We start from the raw sequence: 20,676 nt of genomic DNA on the forward strand, positions 1-20,676 counted from the left end.
ACCCATGACCACCAACGGCACCCACCAGTGGCGCGGCATCATCGAGGAGTACCGGGACCGTCTCCCGGTCACGGACACGACGCCGGTCGTCACGCTCCGCGAGGGTGGGACGCCGCTCGTCCCGGCGCAGGTCCTCTCCGAGCGCACGGGCTGCGAAGTACACCTCAAGGTCGAGGGCGCCAACCCCACCGGGTCCTTCAAGGACCGCGGGATGACCATGGCGATCACCAAGGCCAAGGAGGAGGGCGCGCAGGCCGTCATCTGCGCCTCCACCGGCAACACGTCCGCCTCGGCCGCCGCGTACGCGGTCCGCGCCGGGATGGTCTGCGCCGTCCTCGTGCCGCAGGGCAAGATCGCGCTCGGCAAGATGGGCCAGGCCCTGGTCTACGGCTCGAAGATCCTCCAGGTCGACGGAAACTTCGACGACTGCCTCAACCTGGCCCGCAGTCTTTCCGAGAACTACCCGGTGGCGCTGGTCAATTCGGTCAACCCGTACCGGATCGAGGGCCAGAAGACCGCGTCCTTCGAGATCGTCGACGCGCTCGGCGACGCCCCCGACATCCATGTGCTGCCCGTCGGCAACGCCGGCAACATCACGGCGTACTGGAAGGGGTACAAGGAGTATGCGGCGGACGGCATGTCCTCCCGTACGCCCCGGATGTGGGGCTTCCAGGCGTCCGGCTCCGCGCCGATCGTGCGCGGCGAGATCGTCAAGGACCCGTCGACGATCGCCACCGCGATCCGGATCGGCAACCCGGCCTCCTGGACGCAGGCGCTCGCCGCGCGCGAGGAGTCGGGCGGCTTCATCGACGAGGTGACGGACCGTGAGATCCTGCGCGCCTACCGGCTGTTGGCGTCCCAGGAGGGCGTCTTCGTCGAGCCCGCCTCCGCCGCGTCCGTCGCCGGTCTGCTGAAGGCGGTCGAGCAGGGCAAGGTCGACCGCGGCCAGAAGATCGTGTGCACGGTCACGGGCAACGGCCTCAAGGACCCCGACTGGGCGGTCGCCGGAGCGCCCCAGCCGGTCACCGTCCCGGTCGACGCCGCGGCGGCGGCCGAGCGCCTCGGCCTGGCGTAACGGTCCTGCGGCCGGTCGCCCACCGGGAAGTGCGCCGCTCGCCCACCGGGAAACGCCCCGGTCGGACACCGGGAAGTGCGCAACCCGGGCAACGCCACACGTAGGGGCACAGGAGGCTCGCGACACGCATCGTGCGCCTCCTGTGCGCCCTATGTCGCAGGTGAACTTTCCTTCGATAGGGTGTACCCGAACCCGGCCCGGCCGCATATGCGCGGTGTCGTTGCCGTCGCGGTGTTTCCGCCGCCGAGGCCCACGGGTATCCCTGCCTCTCGAACCCATCTTGTACATCCCGCAGTTCAGAACCAAGGAGAGTCGTCGAGCGATGGCCGGTCCAGCGTTCCGCGCCGCCGCCGTCCGGGTGCGCGTCCCCGCAACCAGCGCCAACCTCGGTCCGGGCTTCGACGCCCTCGGGCTGTCGCTCGGTCTGTACGACGACGTGGTCGTCCGGGTCGCGGACTCCGGTCTGCACATCGACATCGCCGGTGAGGGCGCGTCGACCCTGCCCCGCGACGAGAACCACCTGCTCGTACGGGCGCTGCGCACGGCGTTCGACCTGCTCGGCGGGCAGCCGCGCGGCCTCGAGGTCGTCTGCGCCAACCGCATTCCGCACGGCCGCGGCCTCGGCTCCTCCTCCGCCGCCATCTGCGCCGGCATCGTCGCCGCGCGCGCCGTGACGATAGGCGGCGACGCGAAGCTCGACGACGCGGCACTGCTCGAGCTCGCCACCGAGATCGAGGGGCACCCGGACAACGTCGCGGCCTGCCTGCTCGGCGGTTTCACCCTCGCCTGGACCGAATCGGGAGCGGCGCGCGCGATCAGGATGGATCCCGCCGACTCCGTCGTTCCGGTGGTCTTCGTCCCCAGCAATCCGGTGCTCACCGAGACGGCCCGCGGACTGCTGCCGCGCACCGTCCCGCATGTCGACGCCGCCGCCAACGCCGGCCGGGCCGCCCTCCTCGTCGAGGCCCTGACCAGGCGTCCCGAACTGCTGCTGCCCGCCACGGAGGACCGTCTCCACCAGGAGTACCGGGCCCCGGCGATGCCGCAGAGCGTCGATCTGGTGAACCGACTGCGCGCCGACGGCATCCCCGCGGTCATCTCCGGCGCGGGCCCCACGGTGCTCGCGCTGGCCGAGGACAGTGCGGCCGACAAGGTCGCACGGCTGGCGGGCGAGGGCTGGGCGGCCAACCGGCTCGCCTTCGACGCCGCGGGTGCGAGCGTGCTGCCGCTCGCGCCCTGAAGGGACACACCATCGCCACGATTGCCGGTGAGAGAGAGGGGGAATGTTTGTTGGAGCCGGTAGTGTTAACCTCAAGTCAGCAGCCGTCGTCTACGCGACGCGGTGCTTTGCGTCCCCCATCGGGACCACCATTCTTCCGGGAGCCTCCCCAACTGCCTGAGCAGCCTGCCTGAGCAGTTTCGAGCACGCTCCGGAACCGGCACGACACCCCTCGCTTTTCCAGGAGTGGGCCGAGCAGGGGGACCTCGAGCCGGGCCTTGCACGTATGCATGTATCTCTCCGCCGTCAATTTCCCGGCGGGACCACCGCTCCGGCACGGTCCACACCCAGGACCAACAGCCGGACAGCACAACCGGTCGCCGAGCCAGAAGGCCGACGTCCGCTCCAGGGAAGGACCCTTCGTGAGCGACACCACCGATCTGATGGGCGTGAGTGCCGACAACAACGTCGACAACACAGCGTCCGCCGCAGGTGCTGCCTCCGGCACCACCTCACGGCGCCGCCGCTCCGGCACCGGCCTCGACGGCATGGTCCTGGCCGAGCTGCAGCAGGTCGCGTCCGGCCTCGGCATCAGGGGCACCGCGCGTATGCGCAAGAGCCAGCTGATCGAGGTCATCAAGGAGACGCAGGCCGCAGGGACCTCCCCGGCGAAGAGCGCCGAAGAGGGCACCGACGCCGCGGCCAAGCCGAAGCGCCGCGCCACCTCCAAGGCCCGTACGGGTGACGAAGCCGCTGCTCCCGCCGCCGAGAAGGCGCAGCCCGCCGAGAAGGCCGGCAAGTCCGACAAGGCCGAGAAGGCCGTCGCGCAGCAGCAGATCGACATTCCGGGACAGCCGGCCGGAGGCCCCTCCCAGGCCGCGGGCTCTGGGGGAGACGACCAGCCGGCCGGTGAGCGCCGCCGTCGTCGCGCCACCGCGCAGGCGGGCAGCCCCGACGCCCGTACCGAGACCCGTGGCAACACCGCCGTCGACGTCAAGACCGATGTCAAGGCGGACGTGAAGACCGACACCAGGGCCGACGCGCAGCCCGAGGCCAACGCCGAGACCGCCGTCGACACCGCAGAGGGCCGCCGCGACCGCGGTCAGCGCGGGGACCGCGGCGAGCGTGGCGACCGCGGGGACCGTGGCGAGCGCGGTGAGCGCCGTGAGCGCCAGCGTGACCGCCGGGGCAAGGGCGACGACCAGCAGCAGCAGGGCGGCGGCGGCCAGCGCCAGCAGCGCCAGGGCGGGCCGCAGAACACGGGCCCGCAGGACGACTTCGACGAGGACGGTAGCGGCCGTCGTGGCCGTCGCGGCCGCTACCGCGACCGCCGTGGCCGCCGTGGCCGTGACGACTTCCAGGCCGGCGAGCCGCAGGTCTCCGACGACGACGTCCTGATCCCGGTCGCGGGCATCCTGGACATCCTCGACAACTACGCGTTCATCCGGACCTCCGGCTACCTGCCCGGCCCGAACGACGTGTACGTCTCCCTCGCCCAGGTCCGCAAGAACGGCCTGCGCAAGGGCGACCACGTCACCGGCGCCGTGCGCCAGCCGAAGGACGGCGAGCGCCGCGAGAAGTTCAACGCGCTGGTGCGCCTGGACTCGCAGAACGGCATGGCGCCCGACTCGGGCCGCGGCCGCCCCGAGTTCAACAAGCTGACCCCGCTGTACCCGCAGGACCGGCTGCGCCTCGAGAGCGACCCGGGCGTGCTGACGACCCGGATCATCGACCTCGTGTCGCCGATCGGCAAGGGCCAGCGAGGCCTGATCGTGGCCCCGCCGAAGACCGGCAAGACCATGATCATGCAGGCGGTCGCCAACGCGATCACCACCAACAACCCCGAGTGCCACCTGATGGTCGTCCTGGTCGACGAGCGTCCGGAAGAGGTCACCGACATGCAGCGGTCGGTGAAGGGCGAGGTCATCTCCTCGACCTTCGACCGTCCCGCCGAGGACCACACCACCGTCGCCGAGCTGGCCATCGAGCGGGCCAAGCGCCTCGTCGAGCTGGGTCACGACGTGGTCGTCCTGCTGGACTCGATCACCCGCCTCGGCCGTGCGTACAACCTGGCGGCCCCGGCCTCCGGCCGCATCCTGTCCGGTGGTGTCGACTCGACCGCGCTCTACCCGCCGAAGCGCTTCTTCGGCGCCGCGCGCAACATCGAGGACGGCGGCTCGCTGACCATCCTGGCCACCGCGCTGGTCGACACCGGCTCGCGGATGGACGAGGTGATCTTCGAGGAGTTCAAGGGCACCGGCAACATGGAGCTCAAGCTCGACCGGAAGCTCGCCGACAAGCGCATCTTCCCGGCGGTGGACGTCGACGCGTCCGGCACCCGTAAGGAAGAGATCCTGCTCGGCAGCGACGAGCTCGCCGTCACCTGGAAGCTGCGCCGTGTGCTGCACGCACTCGACCAGCAGCAGGCGATCGAGCTGCTGCTCGACAAGATGAAGCAGACGAAGTCGAACGGCGAGTTCCTGCTGCAGATCCAGAAGACGACTCCGTCCGCCGGCAACGGCAACGACTGAGAGAGCTTCACCACAGCCGTCGGGCCCCGAGAGGGCCCGGCGCGGGCTCCCGGGGCCACCGGCTCCACCGGCTGAAGACGCTGGTGGGGCGGGGGAACCGGAGCCGGGGAACGGTCCGTCGGGCCCACCGTGCGTTGCGCGGTGGGCCTGACGCGTTTCTCAAGGTCCTCTCATCCGGCCGTGCGACGCTTCTCGCTGCTCCGACGTGCGGACGACCTTCGACACCGGACGACCTTCGACGTCCGGGCGTCCACCGCCGAACCGCGCCTGAGCACCGCCGGCGCGGGTAACCGAGTAGTGAGAGCCGAGGAGAGCATGAGCGAGCAGAGCAGCGGCGGCCGAATACGCGGCCGCGGGAAGCCCGCCAAGGCGCGCCGGGCATGGACGTTCGTCGCCTGGATCGCGGCCGCCCTGGTGGTCGTCGGCGGCTCCGGGCTGGGTCTGCTCTGGTTCAAGCTCAACGGGAACCTGCAGGGCGTCGACATCAACCGCGTCCTCGGCGAGGACCGGCCGAAGAACGTCGACAACGGCTCCATGGACATCCTCGTCCTCGGCTCCGACTCGCGGGCCGGCGCGAACTCCGAGTACGGCGCCGACGAGGGCGCCGCCCGCTCCGACACCGCGATGGTCGTCCACGTGTACCAGGGCCACAAGACGGCGAGCGTCGTCTCCGTACCGCGCGACACCTTGATCGAGCGGCCCGTGTGCACGGACCGTGAGGGCGCAGAAGTCCCGGGTGAGCGGCGGGCGATGTTCAACACCGCGTACGAGGTCGGCGGCCCCGCCTGCGCCGTCAAGACCGTCGAGGCGATGTCGGGCATCCGCATGGACCACTACATCGAGGTCGACTTCACCGGCTTCACGCAGCTCGTCGACGAGCTCGGCGGCGTCGACATCACCACGACCCGGCCGATCAACGACAGCAAGAGCCGGCTCGACCTGCCGCCCGGCACCCACACCCTGGACGGCGAGCAGGCCCTCGGTCTCGTCCGCACCCGGGGGAGCGTCGGCGACGGCAGCGACCTGGGGCGCATCCAGCTCCAGCAGGCGTTCATGAAGGCGTTCATCGAGCAGGTCAAGGACGTCGGGGTGTTCAGCAGCCCGAAGAAGCTCCTCGACCTCTCCGACGCGGCCACGAAGGCGATCACGCCCGACTCCGAGCTGGACTCGGTGAACGAGCTGATGGGCTTCGCCAGGGGGCTGGGCTCCCTCGGCGCCGAGGACGTCCACATGGTCACCATGCCGGTGCGCTACGACCTCGACGACCCGAACCGGGTCGTCCCCGTCGAGAGCGGCGCCCGCCAGGTGTGGAGCGCGCTCAAGCAGGACCGGCCGATCCCGGCCTCCGCGCTCACGGACTCGGCGGGCGACAAGGGCGACGCCGCGTCCGTCGTCGGGACCGCCGGCCGCACCGCGGGGCAGGGAGCCGGGCAGGGTTCGTAGGCCGGGGGAGCGGGAGGGCGCCGCCAGGGCCCAGGTCGTACCCACTCCGGCCGCGAGGAATACTCCCGCCCCCACCCCGGTTTTGGGAGATACGGCCTGTCCTGGCAGACTGGTACGTCGGCCCCGGTTCACGTACGAGCATCCCGCACGTACGACCCGGCGCCCTCCCGAAACTAGGAGACACCTTGAAGCGCGACATCCACCCCGAGTACGTCGAGACCCAGGTCAGCTGCACCTGCGGTGCGTCGTTCACCACCCGCAGCACCATCGAGAGCGGCAGCGTCCGCGCCGAGGTCTGTTCCGAGTGCCACCCGTTCTACACGGGCAAGCAGAAGATCCTCGACACCGGTGGCCGTGTGGCCCGCTTCGAGGCCCGCTTCGGCAAGGCTGCCGGCAACAAGTAGCGAGCCACTGCGCCGGTCTTTGGCCGCCCTCTCCCGGGTGGCCGAGACCGGCGCTTTGTCCGTTCTGCGCACCCACTCCGCGCAGTCACCGCAGCCATACCGCAGCCACCCTTCGCGTACGAAACCAGGAGCCCCCGATGTTCGAGGCGGTCGAGGAACTGATCGGCGAGCACGCCGATCTGGAGAACAAGCTCGCCGACCCTTCGGTCCACGCCGACCAGGGGAACGCGCGCAAGCTCAACAAGCGTTACGCGGAGCTGACCCCGATCGTCGGCACGTACCGCTCCTGGAAGCAGACCGGTGACGACATCGCCACGGCGCGTGAATTCGCCCAGACCGACCCGGACTTCGCCGCCGAGGTGAAGGAGCTGGAGAAGGAGCGCGAGGCGCTCACCGAGAAGCTGCGGCTGCTGCTCGTGCCGCGCGACCCCAGCGACGACAAGGACGTCATCCTCGAGGTCAAGGCCGGCGCGGGCGGCGACGAGTCCGCCCTGTTCGCCGGTGACCTGCTGCGGATGTATCTGCGCTACGCGGAGCGCGTCGGCTGGAAGACCGAGATCATCGACGCGACCGAGTCCGAGCTCGGCGGCTACAAGGACGTCCAGGTCGCGGTCAAGACCAAGGGCGGCCAGGGTGCCACCGAGCCCGGACAGGGCGTCTGGGCACGGCTGAAGTACGAGGGCGGGGTGCACCGCGTCCAGCGGGTGCCCGCCACCGAGTCCCAGGGCCGTATCCACACCTCCGCGGCCGGTGTGCTCGTCACGCCGGAGGCCGAGGAGATCGACGTCGAGATCCACGCCAACGACCTGCGCGTGGACGTCTACCGCTCGTCGGGCCCCGGCGGCCAGTCCGTCAACACCACCGACTCCGCCGTCCGCATCACGCACCTGCCGACCGGCATCGTCGCCTCTTGCCAGAACGAGAAGAGCCAGCTCCAGAACAAGGAGCAGGCCATGCGTATTCTGCGTTCCAGGCTGCTCGCCGCGGCCCAGGAGGAGGCCGAGTCCAAGGCCGCGGACGCCCGCCGCAGCCAGGTACGGACGGTCGACCGGTCGGAGAAGATCCGGACGTACAACTTCCCGGAAAACCGGATCTCGGACCACCGGGTCGGTTTCAAGGCGTACAACTTGGACCAGGTGCTCGACGGGGAGCTGGACGCCGTGATCCAGGCGTGCGTCGACGCGGACTCCGCCGCCAAGCTCGCGGCCGCGCAGTAGCGCGCGACGGGTCTGCACACGGTCCGCACGAGCGTCACAGGAAGGGTAGGCGCGTGAACCTGTTGCTTGCCGAGGTGGCCCAGGCCACCCAGCGGCTGGCCGACGCCGGCGTGCCGTCTCCGCGTTTCGACGCGGAGGAGCTCGCCGCGTTCGTGCACGGCGTGAAGCGTGGAGAGCTCCACAACGTCAAGGACGCGGACTTCGACGCCCGCTACTGGGAGGCCGTCGCCCGCCGCGAGGCCCGTGAGCCGCTCCAGCACATCACCGGCCGTGCCTTCTTCCGCTACCTGGAACTCCAGGTCGGCCCCGGCGTCTTCGTCCCCCGCCCCGAGACCGAGTCGGTCGTGGGCTGGGCGATAGAGGCCGTACGCGCCATGGACGTCGTGGAGCCGCTCATCGTCGACCTGTGCTCCGGCTCCGGCGCCATCGCGCTCGCCATGGCCCAGGAGGTCCCGCGCTCGCGCGTGCACGCCGTGGAGCTGTCGGAGGACGCCCTGAAGTGGACCCGGAAGAACGCCGAGGGGTCCAGGGTCGTCGTCCACCAGGGCGACGCCCTCACGGCGCTGCCCGAGCTCGACGGCCAGGTCGACCTGGTGATCTCCAACCCGCCGTACATCCCGCTCACCGAGTGGGAGTACGTCGCGCCCGAGGCCCGCGACCACGACCCGCAGATGGCCCTGTTCTCCGGCGAGGACGGCCTGGACACCATCCGCGGCATCGAACGCACCGCGCACCGGCTGCTGAGGCCCGGCGGTCTCGTCGTCATCGAGCACGCCGACACCCAGGGCGGCCAGGTGCCGTGGATCTTCAACGAGGAATCCGGCTGGGCGGACGCGGCCGACCACCCCGACCTGAACAAGCGGCCGCGGTTCGCCACCGCCCGCAAGGCCATGCCATGACCAAGCACTTGACGAAGTACGTGTACGAGGAGGCCCGCTGATGGCTCGGCGATACGACTGCAACGATGCGACGGATCGCACCACCGGCCTGCGCGAGGCCGCGTCGGCCGTCCGCCGCGGCGAGCTCGTCGTGCTGCCCACCGACACGGTGTACGGGATCGGCGCCGACGCCTTCACCTCCGAGGCCGTCGCCGACCTGCTCGACGCCAAGGGGCGCGGCCGCAACATGCCCACCCCCGTCCTCATCGGCTCCCCGAACACCCTGCACGGGCTGGTCACCGACTTCTCCGAGCAGGCGTGGGAGCTCGTCGACGCCTTCTGGCCCGGCGCGCTGACCCTGGTCGCCAAGCACCAGCCGTCGCTGCAGTGGGACCTCGGCGACACCCGCGGCACCGTCGCGATCCGGATGCCGCTGCACCCCGTCGCGATCGAACTCCTCACCGAGGTCGGCCCGATGGCCGTCTCCAGCGCCAACCTGACGGGACACCCCTCGCCCGAGGACTGCGACGCCGCGCAGGAGATGCTCGGCGACTCCGTCTCCGTCTACCTCGACGGCGGTCCCACCCCCGGCATCGTGCCGTCGTCGATCGTCGACGTCACCGGCAAGGTCCCGGTGCTGCTGCGGGAGGGAGCCCTCTCCGCGGACGAGCTGCGCAAGGTGGTACCAGACCTCGAGGTGGCCAATTGACCGCCCCGCAGGGGCGTGGCATAGCGGAAACCAGCAGTACGGGCAGTACGGCGTCGACCTTCCGCATCCTCCACGTCAGCACCGGCAACGTCTGCCGCTCGCCGATCACCGAGCGGCTGACCCGCCATGCCCTGAGCGACCGCCTCGGCGATCCCCTCACGGGCGGTCTGATCGTGGAGAGCGCCGGCACGTGGGGCCACGAGGGCGCCCCGATGGAGGCCAACGCCGAGGTCGTCCTCGCCGACTTCGGCGCGGACGCGACGGGGTTCGTGGGGCGCGAGCTCCTCGACGAGCACGTCATCCGCGCGGACCTGGTCCTCACGGCGACCCGCGACCACCGGGCGCAGGTCATCTCCATGGGCCACTCGGCGGGCCTGCGGACCTTCACGCTCAAGGAGTTCACCCGCCTCGTCCGCGCCATAGACCCGGCGACGCTCCCCGATCCCCGGGACGAGGGCGTAGTCGAACGCGCCCGTGCGCTGGTGCGGGCCGCGGCGGCGCTACGCGGGTGGCTTCTGGCGCCCAGCCCCGACGCGGACGAGGTCTTCGATCCGTACGGGGCGCCGATCACGTTCTTCCGCTCGATCGGCGACGAGATCCACCAGGCCCTGGACCCGGTCGTCACCGCCCTGACGGGCGTCCCGACCCGCCGCTGACGCCCCCGCCGTCCGCCGGTCTCGCCGGGGCGCTGCCCCCGGGGCCCCCGCGCCTCAATCGCCGGCGAGGCTGGAGTTGCCCCAGCCGGCGGGGCCGGATGTGCCCGGCAACTCAAGCCCTGCCCGCCCGCCGCGCGGCGGACCCGTTCGCGCGCATACACCGCGCGCCCCGCCCCGCCCGGTCCTACATTGGAGTGGCCGCACAGGCCCGAGGACCCGGAGCCGTCATGTCCGTAACACCTCCACGTGAAGCGCCCGCCCACGCCCCCGCCCTCGACGCGCTGCGCCGCCAGGACCCCCAGATCGCGGACATCCTCTTCGGCGAGGCGCAGCGGCAGGCCACCACGCTGCAGCTGATCGCCGCGGAGAACTTCACCTCGCCCGCGGTCCTCGCCGCCCTCGGCTCGCCGCTCGCGAACAAGTACGCGGAGGGCTATCCCGGCGCCCGCCACCACGGCGGCTGCGAGCTCGTCGACGCCGCCGAGCGCATCGCGATCGAGCGGGCCACCGCGCTCTTCGGCGCGGCCCACGCGAACGTGCAGCCCCACTCCGGCTCGTCCGCCGTCCTCGCGGCGTACGCCGCCCTGCTGCGCCCCGGTGACACCGTGCTCGCCATGGGGCTGCCGTACGGCGGTCACCTCACCCACGGCTCGCCCGCGAACTTCTCCGGCCGCTGGTTCGACTTCGTCGGGTACGGCGTCGACGCCGAGTCCGGGCTGATCGACTACGACCAGGTGCGCGTCCTGGCCCGCCGGCACCGGCCGAAGGCGATCGTCTGCGGGTCGATCTCGTACCCGCGGCACCCGGACTACGAGCGGTTCCGCGACATCGCGGACGAGGCCGGCGCGTATCTGATCGCGGACGCCGCGCATCCGATCGGACTGGTCGCCGGCGGCGCCGCGCCGAATCCGGTGCCGTACGCGGATGTGGTGTGCGCCACTACGCACAAGGTGCTGCGCGGTCCGCGGGGCGGGATGATCCTGTGCGGTGCGGAGCTGGCGGAGCGCATCGACCGGGCGGTGTTCCCGTTCACGCAGGGCGGCGCCCAGATGCACACGATCGCCGCGAAGGCCGTCGCGTTCGGCGAGGCGGCGACGCCGGCGTTCACCGCGTACGCGCACCAGGTGGTCGCCAACGCGCGGGAGCTGGCGGCGGCCCTCGCGGCCGAGGGGCTGACCGTCCTGACGGACGGCACGGACACCCACATCATCGGCGCCGACCCGGCACCACTGGGCGTCGAGGGCAGGGCGGCCCGCGGCCGGCTGGCCGCGGCGGGCATGGTGCTCGACACCTGTGCGCTGCCGTACGGGGACGGCCGCGGCATCCGGCTGGGCACCGCCGCGGTGACCACGCAGGGTATGGGCCGCCCGGCGATGGGCCGGATCGCGGCCCTGTTCACGGCGGCGCTGCGGGACGAATCCGCGGCGCGCGACATCCGCGCGAAGGTGGCGGAACTGGTCGCGGGACACCCGCCGTTTCCCGGGTAGCCGCATTGGTGTGCTCTTCCTGTGCAACCATCGCGGGCCGGCGCATGTCCTCAAGCATGTGGCCACCACAGCTAAGGTGTGGGGCTGAGATGGCCAGCGATTCCTGTGGGGCAGCCCGTGCGTGATTACCTGCTGACGCTATGTGTCACGGCCGCGGTGACGTATCTGCTCACCGGGCCGGTGAGGAAGTTCGCCATCGCCAGTGGCGCGATGCCGGAGATCCGTGCGCGCGACGTGCACCGCGAACCGACGCCGAGGCTCGGCGGGATCGCGATGTTCTTCGGTCTGTGCGCCGGACTGCTGGTCGCGGACCATCTGGAGAACCTGAACAGCGTCTTCGAGCTGTCGAACGAACCGAGGGCTCTGCTGTCCGGCGCCGCCCTGATCTGGATCATCGGCGTCCTGGACGACAAGTTCGAGATCGACGCCCTGATCAAGCTGGGCGGCCAGATGATCGCCGCCGGCGTCATGGTGGTCCAGGGTCTGACGATCCTGTGGATCCCGGTGCCCGGCGTGGGCACGGTCTCGCTGACGAGCTGGCAGGGGACGCTCCTCACGGTCGCCCTGGTCGTCATCACCATCAACGCGGTCAACTTCGTCGACGGCCTGGACGGTCTCGCGGCGGGCATGGTGTGCATCGCCGCGGCGGCGTTCTTCATCTACGCGTACCGGATCTGGGTCAGTTACGGCATCGAGGCCGCCGCCCCCGCCAGCCTGTTCACCGCGATCCTGATGGGCATGTGCCTGGGCTTCCTGCCCCACAACATGCATCCCGCGCGGATCTTCATGGGCGACTCGGGCTCGATGCTCATCGGCCTGGTGCTCGCCGCGGCGGCGATCTCGGTGACGGGCCAGGTCGACATGGACGCCATGCGGATCCACGAGGGCGGCACGCGCGAGGCGACGCACGCGGCGCTGCCGGTCTTCATCCCGCTGCTGCTGCCATTCACGATCATCGCCATCCCGGTCGCGGACCTGCTGCTGGCGATCGTCCGCCGTACCTGGAAGGGCCAGTCGCCGTTCGCCGCGGACCGCGGTCATCTGCACCACCGGCTCCTGGAGATCGGCCACTCACACAGCCGGGCCGTACTGATCATGTACTTCTGGTCGGCGCTGATCGCCTTCGGCGTCGTGGCGTACTCGGTGCACTCGGTGATCTGGATCGTGTTCGTCGTCGTCGGGCTGAGCGCGGTCGGCCTCGTGCTGCTGCTCCTGCCGCGCTTCACCCCGCGCGCCCCCGGCTGGGCGGAGAACTTCGTCCCGCCCCGCTACCGTCGCAGCCGCCGGGCGCGGCAGGCGGCCGAGCAGCCCGAGGCGGCGTCCGGCGCGGAGGAGCCGCGGGTGCCGGTCGGGGTGGGCGTCAGCGGTGTCAACGGCGCGACGGCCGTCGGAGTGCGCTCCCGCTTCCCTGACCGGGACCGCGCGGGCTCCCGCCGCTGATCCGCGGCCGGCCCGCCCGTACCCCCAAAGAGGCACGTCCGTCGCGGTTGGCTGACGCGGAGCGGACAGAACGTCGCATTACCACGCGAAACCCTGGGCTGTCGTGCACACACGGGCGCGTTCACTCTCATGTGTGAGAGTTGGCACACCACTGGGTAAAGACCTCATCAAATAGTTTGTGATACCGTTCACGAGACCCGGAGACAGCGCCGAAGGGCCGTAGTGCGACGGTCCGTTGGCCCCCGAGGCCCATCTCGGGACCGGGCATACGCTCGTCCATGACGACACCACTTTGCCCCCACCAGCAAGCGGAGATGCCGCCATGCCGTCCACCGACGCACGCACCCTTGTTCATGCCGCCGTACCCACCGCAGCCGCCGGCGCTGTTGCCGCCGTCGTCAGCGCCGTGGTCGCGGGTGGCAAGGGCGCGATCGGGGCGATCGTGGCCACGCTGGTGGTGATCCTCTTCATGGGCATCGGGCTGTACGTCCTGCAGCGCGTGGCGAAGTCGCTGCCGCAGCTGTTCCAGGCGATGGGTCTGATGCTCTATACGGCGCAGTTGCTGTTGCTGTTCATCTTTGTTGCGATGTTCAAGAACACGACGTTGTTCAACCCCAAGGCCTTTGCCATCACGCTGGTCGCACTGACCCTCGTCTGGATCGGTGCGCAGACCCGCGCACACATGAAGGCCAAGATCCTTTACGTCGAACCCGACTCCTCGACCGGCGGCAAGCCCGGAAACAAGGGGCCGTCGTCGTGAGGGGTAGGGCCGGTATAAGGGCGAGTTCGGGATCCTGCTATCGTCCGGTGCCAACTGCGGCATCGCGGGCGCGGGCATCTGAGCTGACGCCTGCTTATTCGCGAGGCTTGATGCCCCACTGCCGCCCCACCATTCGAAACACCAGTCCAGTGCCGACCCGCGGCTGTGTGCCGCGCCGACACAACGAGGTTGCCGTACCTATGCGCCACGCTGAAGGAGCCCGCGGTGAGTGCTGACCCGACGCAGGTGCTCGCCTTCGAGACCGACTGCCACATCTTTGACGGTTGTGGCTTTCCGGCACCGGGCCTGCACTCGTTCCTGTTCGAGCCGCTCTGGGGCGACGGGGACAGCAATCTGTACTTCAACAAGACGATGCTTCTGGCGCTCCTGGGCTCCGTCATCATCGTCGGGTTTTTCTGGGCTGCCTTCCGCAACCCGAAGGTCGTCCCGGGCAAGCTGCAGATGGTCGCCGAGTCCGGTTACGACTTCATCCGCCGCGGTGTCGTCTACGAGACGATCGGCAAGCGTGAGGGCGAGAAGTACGTCCCCTTCGTGGTCGCGCTGTTCTTCTTCGTCTGGATGATGAACCTCTGGTCGATCATTCCGGTTGCGCAGTTCCCGGTGACGTCGATCATCGCGTACCCGATGGTGCTGGCCCTGCTGGTCTACATCACCTGGGTCAGCCTCACGTTCAAGCGCCACGGTTTTGTCGGAGCGTTCAAGAACTTCACCGGCTTCGACAAGTCGCTCGGCCCCGTGGCTTACCTGGCCGCGACGATCGAACTCTTCTCGAACCTCCTGGTCCGTCCCTTCACGCACGCCGTGCGACTCTTCGCGAACATGTTCGCGGGTCACACTCTGCTGCTGCTCTTCACGATCGCCAGCTGGTACCTGCTGAACGGCATCGGGATCGCCTACGCCGGCGTCTCGTTCGTGATGGTCATTGTGATGACGGCCTTCGAGCTCTTCATCCAGGCAGTTCAGGCCTATGTCTTCGTGCTCCTGACCTGCACCTACATCCAGGGCGCGCTCGCCGAGCACCACTGAGCCCCCTCGCTGTCCCAATCGTCCGGTGGCCAACCCCCGCCGGTCCGTAAAGAGAAGGAAGAACTGGCATGTCCCAGACCCTTGCTGCCGTCACTGGTGACCTCGGCTCCGTCGGCTACGGCCTCGCGGCCATCGGCCCCGGCGTCGGCGTCGGCATCATCTTCGGTAACGGCACCCAGGCGCTCGCCCGTCAGCCCGAAGCTGCCGGTCTGATCCGCGCCAACCAGATTCTCGGCTTCGCCTTCTGTGAGGCCCTCGCCCTCATCGGTCTGGTCATGCCGTTCGTCTACTAGGACGAACTGCGACCAGTCGAACCGACGAAAGGCACTGATGTGAACCCCATGGTTCAGCTCGCGGCCGAGGGAGCGGAAAATCCGCTCATCCCGCCGATTCCCGAGCTCGTCATCGGCCTGATCGCCTTTGTCATCGTCTTCGGCTTCCTCGCCAAGAAGCTTCTCCCGAACATCAACAAGGTTCTGGAAGAGCGTCGCGAGGCGATCGAAGGCGGTATCGAGAAGGCCGATGCGGCCAAGACCGAGGCCGAGAGCGTCCTTGAGCAGTACAAGGCGCAGCTCGCCGAGGCCCGTCACGAGGCCGCTCGGCTGCGCCAGGAGGCGACCGAGCAGGGCACCGCGATCATCCAGGAGATGAAGGCGGAAGGCCAGCGGCAGCGTGAGGAAATCATCGCGGCCGGCCACGCCCAGATCGAGGCCGACCGCAAGGCCGCGGCCGCGGCGCTGCGTCAGGACGTGGGCAAGCTCGCCACCGACCTGGCCGGCAAGCTGGTCGGCGAGTCCCTCGAGGACCACGCCCGCCAGAGCCGCACCATCGACCGCTTCCTCGACTCGCTCGAGGACGGCGCTTCGAAGGCTGAGGCAACCCGATGAACGGAGCCAGCCGCGAGGCGCTGGCCGCCGCGCACGAGTCCCTCGACGCGCTGACCGACAACACGTCGGTCGACGTGGCGAAGCTCGCCGGTGAGCTGGCTGCCGTCACCACGCTGCTCGACCGTGAGGTGTCCCTGCGACGGGTCCTCACGGACCCGGCGCAGGCCGCCCAGGCCAAGGCCGAGCTGGCCGGACGCATCTTCGCCGGTCAGGTCGGCGGCGAGACCGCCGACCTGCTGAAGAGCATGGTCCGGTCCCGCTGGTCGCAGTCGCGCGACCTGGTCGACTCGCTCGAGGAGCTGGCGAACACCGCAGACCTCACGGCGGCCCAGCAGACCGGTGCGCTCGACAACGTCGAGGACGAGCTGTTCCGCTTCGGCCGGATCCTTTCGTCCAGCACCGAGCTGCGGTCGGCACTGACCAACCGGTCGGCCACGGTGGCCGCCAAGGGCGAGCTGCTGCGCAGCCTGCTCGGCGGCAAGGCCGACCCGGTCACCGAGCGTCTGATCGTCCGTCTCGTCACACAGCCGCGGGGACGTAGCCTGGAGTCGGGACTCGACTCCCTGTCCAAGCTCGCCGCGGCGCGGCGGGACCGGATGGTCGCCGTCGTCACCTCGGCGGTGCCGCTCTCCGAGGCGCAGAAGCAGCGTCTCGGAGCGGGTCTGGCGCGGATTTACGGCCGTGACATGCACCTCAACCTCGAAGTGGACCCGACGGTCCTCGGCGGGATCACGGTGCGGGTCGGCGACGAGATCATCAACGGCACCGTCGCGGAGCGTCTCGAAGAGGCGACCCGCCGGATGGCCGGCTGACGCGCGCAGCGCACCAAAAGAACGCAAGACCAGCGGCCCGGTTGGGCCGTGCAGAGAATGCAGAAGATTCCTGGGGGTCGGCCCCCAGACCCCCAAAGAAACTTCGGGCCCAACAAGGAGAGCAGGGAACCCAGATGGCGGAGCTCACGATCCGGCCGGAGGAGATCCGGGACGCGCTGGAGAACTTTGTCCAGTCGTACCAGCCGGACGCGGCCTCGCGCGAGGAGGTCGGCACGGTCAGCCTGGCCGGCGACGGTATCGCGAAGGTCGAGGGTCTTCCCTCGGCCATGGCGAACGAGCTGCTGAAGTTCGAGGACGGCACCCTCGGTCTCGCCCTCAACCTCGAGGAGCGCGAGATCGGCGCGATCGTCCTCGGCGAGTTCAACGGTATCGAGGAGGGTCAGCCGGTCACCCGCACCGGTGAGGTCCTCTCGGTCGGTGTCGGCGAGGGTTACCTCGGCCGTGTCGTCGACCCCCTCGGCAACCCGATCGACGGTCTCGGCGAGATCGCGACCGACGGTCGTCGCGCCCTCGAGCTGCAGGCCCCGGGCGTCATGGCCCGTAAGTCGGTGCACGAGCCGATGCAGACCGGTTACAAGGCCGTCGACGCCATGGTGCCGATCGGCCGCGGCCAGCGTCAGCTGGTCATCGGCGACCGCCAGACGGGCAAGACCGCCCTGGCCGTCGACACGATCATCAACCAGCGCGACAACTGGCGTTCCGGCGACCCGAAGAAGCAGGTCCGCTGCATCTACGTCGCCATCGGCCAGAAGGGCTCGACCATCGCGTCCGTGCGCGGCGCCCTGGAAGAGGCCGGCGCGCTCGAGTACACGACGATCGTCGCCGCCCCGGCGTCCGACCCGGCCGGCTTCAAGTACCTCGCCCCGTACACCGGCTCGGCCATCGGCCAGCACTGGATGTACGACGGCAAGCACGTCCTCATCATCTTCGACGACCTCTCGAAGCAGGCCGACGCCTACCGCGCCGTGTCCCTGCTGCTGCGCCGCCCGCCGGGCCGTGAGGCCTACCCGGGTGACGTCTTCTACCTGCACTCGCGTCTGCTGGAGCGCTGCGCCAAGCTCTCCGACGACATGGGCGCCGGTTCGATGACGGGTCTGCCCATCGTCGAGACCAAGGCGAACGACGTGTCGGCGTTCATCCCGACCAACGTCATCTCCATCACCGACGGTCAGTGCTTCCTGGAGTCCGACCTGTTCAACGCCGGTCAGCGGCCGGCCCTGAACGTCGGTATCTCGGTCTCCCGTGTGGGTGGTTCCGCCCAGCACAAGGCCATGAAGCAGGTCTCCGGCCGTCTGCGCGTGGACCTCGCCCAGTACCGCGAGCTGGAGGCGTTCGCCGCCTTCGGTTCCGACCTGGACGCGGCCTCCAAGGCTCAGATGGAGCGCGGCAAGCGCATGGTCGAGCTGCTGAAGCAGGGCCAGTACCAGCCGATGCCCGTCGAGGAGCAGGTCGTCTCCGTCTGGGCCGGTACCACCGGCAAGATGGACGACGTCCCGGTCGCCGACATCCGTCGCTTCGAGTCGGAGCTGCTGGAGCACCTGCGCCGTGAGCGCAAGGAGCTGCTGACCAGCATCGCCGAGGGCGGCAAGATGTCGGACGACACCCTCCAGTCCGTCGCTGACGCCATCGCCGCGTTCAAGAAGCAGTTCGAGACCTCGGACGGCAAGCTTCTGGGCGAGGACGCTCCGGTCAGCACCGCCAAGTAGACGACGGAAGGGACCTGACTCATGGGAGCCCAGCTCCGGGTCTACAAGCGTCGCATCAAATCCGTCACCGCGACCAAGAAGATCACCAAGGCGATGGAGATGATCGCCGCCTCGCGCATCGTCAAGGCGCAGCGCCAGGTGGCGGCCTCCACGCCGTACGCGACCGAGCTCACCCGTGCGGTGACCGCGGTGGCGACGGGGTCGACGACGAATCACGCCCTGACCACAGAGGCGGAGAACCCGACGCGGGCCGCGATCCTGCTCATCACGAGCGACCGCGGTCTGGCCGGCGGCTACTCCGCCAACGCCCTCAAGGCGGCCGAGCAGCTCACCGAGCGGCTCCGCGGCGAGGGCAAGGAGATCGACGCCTACATCGTCGGTCGCAAGGGTGTGTCGTACTACGGCTTCCGTGAGCGCAAGGTCACGGAGTCGTGGACGGGCTTCACCGACAACCCGACGTACGCGGACGCCAAGATGGTCGCGGCCCCGCTGATCGCGGCGATCGAGAAGGACACGGCCGAGGGTGGTGTGGACGAGCTCCACATCGTCTTCACCGAGTTCGTCTCGATGCTGACGCAGACACCGGTGCAGAACCGGCTGCTGCCCCTCAGCCTCGAGCAGGCGAAGGAGGAGACAGCCAAGAAGGACGAGATCCTTCCGCTGTTCGACTTCGAGCCGTCGGCCGAGGACGTCCTCGACGCCCTCCTGCCGCGCTACGTCGAGAGCCGGATCTACAACGCGCTGCTCCAGGCGGCTGCTTCCAAGCACGCCGCCACCCGCCGCGCGATGAAGTCGGCGACCGACAACGCCGGAGAGCTCATCAAGAGTCTCGGCCGGCTTGCCAACGCGGCCCGCCAGGCCGAAATCACCCAGGAAATCAGCGAGATCGTCGGTGGAGCCAGCGCCCTGGCCGACGCGACCGCGGGGAGTGACAAGTAATGACGACGACAGTTGAGACGGCCGCTGCCACGGGCCGCGTCGCCCGGGTCATCGGCCCGGTCGTCGACGTGGAGTTCCCCGTCGACGCAATGCCGGAGATCTACAACGCGCTGACCGTCCAGGTCGCCGACCCGGCCCTGGAGGGCGCGCTCAAGACGCTGACCCTCGAGGTCGCCCAGCACCTGGGCGACGGTGTGGTCCGTGCGATCTCGATGCAGCCCACCGACGGTCTGGTCCGCCAGGCCCCGGTGACCGACACGGGCAACGGCATCACCGTTCCCGTCGGTGACTTCACCAAGGGCAAGGTGTTCAACACGCTCGGTGAGGTGCTGAACGTCCCCGAGGAGAACGGCAACGCCACCGAGCGCTGGCCGATCCACCGCAAGGCCCCGAGCTTCGACCAGCTCGAGTCCAAGACCGAGATGTTCGAGACCGGCGTCAAGGTCATCGACCTTCTCACCCCGTACGTCAAGGGTGGAAAGATCGGTCTGTTCGGTGGTGCCGGTGTCGGCAAGACCGTGCTGATCCAGGAAATGATCTACCGCGTCGCCAACCTCCACGAGGGTGTGTCGGTGTTCGCGGGTGTCGGTGAGCGTACCCGTGAGGGCAACGACCTCATCGAGGAGATGAGCGAGTCGGGCGTCATCGACAAGACCGCTCTGGTCTTCGGTCAGATGGACGAGCCCCCGGGCACCCGTCTCCGTGTCGCCCTGGCCGGTCTGACCATGGCGGAGTACTTCCGCGATGTGCAGAAGCAGGACGTGCTCTTCTTCATCGACAACATCTTCCGGTACACCCAGGCCGGCTCCGAGGTGTCCACCCTGCTCGGCCGTATGCCGTCCGCGGTGGGTTACCAGCCGAACCTGGCCGACGAGATGGGTCTGCTGCAGGAGCGCATCACCTCGACGCGTGGCCACTCGATCACCTCGATGCAGGCGATCTACGTCCCCGCGGACGACCTGACCGACCCGGCCCCGGCCACCACCTTCGCCCACCTCGACGCGACGACGGTTCTTTCCCGTCCGATCTCCGAGAAGGGCATCTACCCGGCCGTGGACCCGCTGGACTCCACGTCCCGGATCCTGGACCCGCGCTACATCACGCAGGAGCACTACGACACCGCCACGCGTGTCAAGGGGATCCTGCAGAAGTACAAGGACCTCCAGGACATCATCGCGATTCTCGGTATCGACGAGCTGGGCGAGGAGGACAAGCTGGTTGTCCACCGTGCCCGTCGCGTGGAGCGTTTCCTGTCCCAGAACACCCACGTCGCCAAGCAGTTCACCGGCGTGGACGGCTCGGACGTGCCGCTCGACGAGTCGATCTCCGCGTTCAACGCGATCTGCAACGGTGAGTACGACCACTTCCCCGAGCAGGCGTTCTTCATGTGCGGTGGCATCGAGGACCTCAAGGCGAACGCCAAGGAACTCGGCGTCTCCTGAGCC

Annotated in this window: 19 protein-coding genes; all 19 read left to right on the forward strand. The window is 69.4% G+C overall.

Features of this window, described 5'->3' with window-relative positions; all coding sequences use genetic code 11:
• Positions 1-4: 4 nt before the first annotated feature.
• The 19 genes from thrC to atpD all read left to right on the forward strand — a co-directional run bounded on the left by thrC (position 5) and on the right by atpD (position 20,673).
• Positions 5-1,075, forward strand: coding sequence for a threonine synthase (gene thrC, locus ACWD01_RS03465; RefSeq protein ID WP_451157622.1), 1,071 nt, complete (start codon positions 5-7; stop codon positions 1,073-1,075).
• Between the two features lie 322 nt (positions 1,076-1,397).
• Positions 1,398-2,315 carry a homoserine kinase gene (thrB, locus tag ACWD01_RS03470; RefSeq protein ID WP_356892608.1) on the forward strand — a complete coding sequence of 306 codons (918 nt, stop codon included), beginning with the start codon at positions 1,398-1,400 and terminating at the stop codon, positions 2,313-2,315.
• Positions 2,316-2,716: 401 nt separating this feature from the next.
• The gene (gene rho / locus ACWD01_RS03475) at positions 2,717-4,825 is read left to right on the forward strand and encodes a transcription termination factor Rho (protein ID WP_451157624.1); all 2,109 of its coding nucleotides are present in this window, start codon (positions 2,717-2,719) and stop codon (positions 4,823-4,825) included.
• Positions 4,826-5,140: 315 nt separating this feature from the next.
• Positions 5,141-6,268 carry an LCP family protein gene (locus ACWD01_RS03480; protein WP_451157626.1) on the forward strand — a complete coding sequence of 376 codons (1,128 nt, stop codon included), beginning with the start codon at positions 5,141-5,143 and terminating at the stop codon, positions 6,266-6,268.
• 185 nt (positions 6,269-6,453) lie between these two features.
• Positions 6,454-6,672: a 50S ribosomal protein L31 gene (rpmE, locus tag ACWD01_RS03485; RefSeq protein WP_451157628.1), complete on the forward strand. Its 219-nt coding sequence runs from the start codon at positions 6,454-6,456 to the stop codon at positions 6,670-6,672.
• A 137-nt stretch (positions 6,673-6,809) separates the two neighbouring features.
• Entirely contained in the window at positions 6,810-7,889 is a 1,080-nt protein-coding gene (prfA, locus tag ACWD01_RS03490; protein WP_451157630.1) for a peptide chain release factor 1, read from the forward strand.
• Positions 7,890-7,942: 53 nt separating this feature from the next.
• Complete coding sequence (prmC, locus tag ACWD01_RS03495) at positions 7,943-8,788, forward strand: peptide chain release factor N(5)-glutamine methyltransferase (RefSeq protein ID WP_451157632.1); 846 nt, start codon at positions 7,943-7,945, stop codon at positions 8,786-8,788.
• A 40-nt stretch (positions 8,789-8,828) separates the two neighbouring features.
• Positions 8,829-9,476 carry an L-threonylcarbamoyladenylate synthase gene (locus ACWD01_RS03500; protein ID WP_451157634.1) on the forward strand — a complete coding sequence of 216 codons (648 nt, stop codon included), beginning with the start codon at positions 8,829-8,831 and terminating at the stop codon, positions 9,474-9,476.
• On the forward strand, positions 9,473-10,132 hold the full coding sequence (locus ACWD01_RS03505) for an arsenate reductase/protein-tyrosine-phosphatase family protein (RefSeq protein ID WP_356892623.1): 660 nt from the start codon (positions 9,473-9,475) through the stop codon (positions 10,130-10,132). Before ACWD01_RS03500 ends, ACWD01_RS03505 begins: the two co-directional genes overlap by 4 nt.
• Positions 10,133-10,359: 227 nt before the next feature.
• Complete coding sequence (locus ACWD01_RS03510; protein WP_451157637.1) at positions 10,360-11,619, forward strand: serine hydroxymethyltransferase; 1,260 nt, start codon at positions 10,360-10,362, stop codon at positions 11,617-11,619.
• A gap of 117 nt (positions 11,620-11,736) precedes the next feature.
• The gene (locus tag ACWD01_RS03515) at positions 11,737-13,059 is read left to right on the forward strand and encodes an MraY family glycosyltransferase (protein ID WP_451157639.1); all 1,323 of its coding nucleotides are present in this window, start codon (positions 11,737-11,739) and stop codon (positions 13,057-13,059) included.
• A 322-nt stretch (positions 13,060-13,381) separates the two neighbouring features.
• Entirely contained in the window at positions 13,382-13,819 is a 438-nt protein-coding gene (locus tag ACWD01_RS03520) for a hypothetical protein (RefSeq protein WP_451157641.1), read from the forward strand.
• Between the two features lie 225 nt (positions 13,820-14,044).
• Complete coding sequence (gene atpB / locus ACWD01_RS03525) at positions 14,045-14,866, forward strand: F0F1 ATP synthase subunit A (protein WP_356892631.1); 822 nt, start codon at positions 14,045-14,047, stop codon at positions 14,864-14,866.
• A 68-nt stretch (positions 14,867-14,934) separates the two neighbouring features.
• Complete coding sequence (gene atpE, locus ACWD01_RS03530) at positions 14,935-15,159, forward strand: ATP synthase F0 subunit C (protein ID WP_018521144.1); 225 nt, start codon at positions 14,935-14,937, stop codon at positions 15,157-15,159.
• Positions 15,160-15,198: 39 nt separating this feature from the next.
• On the forward strand, positions 15,199-15,753 hold the full coding sequence (locus ACWD01_RS03535; RefSeq protein ID WP_264247214.1) for a F0F1 ATP synthase subunit B: 555 nt from the start codon (positions 15,199-15,201) through the stop codon (positions 15,751-15,753).
• Positions 15,750-16,565 (forward strand): F0F1 ATP synthase subunit delta, encoded by an 816-nt coding sequence (locus tag ACWD01_RS03540; protein WP_451157644.1) that lies wholly within the window; start codon positions 15,750-15,752, stop codon positions 16,563-16,565. Before ACWD01_RS03535 ends, ACWD01_RS03540 begins: the two co-directional genes overlap by 4 nt.
• Before the next feature lie 134 nt (positions 16,566-16,699).
• The gene (gene atpA / locus ACWD01_RS03545; protein ID WP_356892637.1) at positions 16,700-18,292 is read left to right on the forward strand and encodes a F0F1 ATP synthase subunit alpha; all 1,593 of its coding nucleotides are present in this window, start codon (positions 16,700-16,702) and stop codon (positions 18,290-18,292) included.
• Between the two features lie 21 nt (positions 18,293-18,313).
• A complete protein-coding gene (locus ACWD01_RS03550) occupies positions 18,314-19,231 on the forward strand; it encodes a F0F1 ATP synthase subunit gamma (protein WP_356892639.1) in 918 nt (305 codons plus the stop codon).
• Positions 19,231-20,673, forward strand: a complete 1,443-nt coding sequence (gene atpD / locus ACWD01_RS03555) for a F0F1 ATP synthase subunit beta (protein WP_356892641.1) — start codon at positions 19,231-19,233, stop codon at positions 20,671-20,673. The genes ACWD01_RS03550 and atpD overlap by 1 nt, the downstream gene beginning before the upstream one ends.
• The last annotated feature ends 3 nt before the right edge of the window (positions 20,674-20,676 follow it).

Source organism: Streptomyces sp. NPDC002835 (assembly GCF_053591995.1).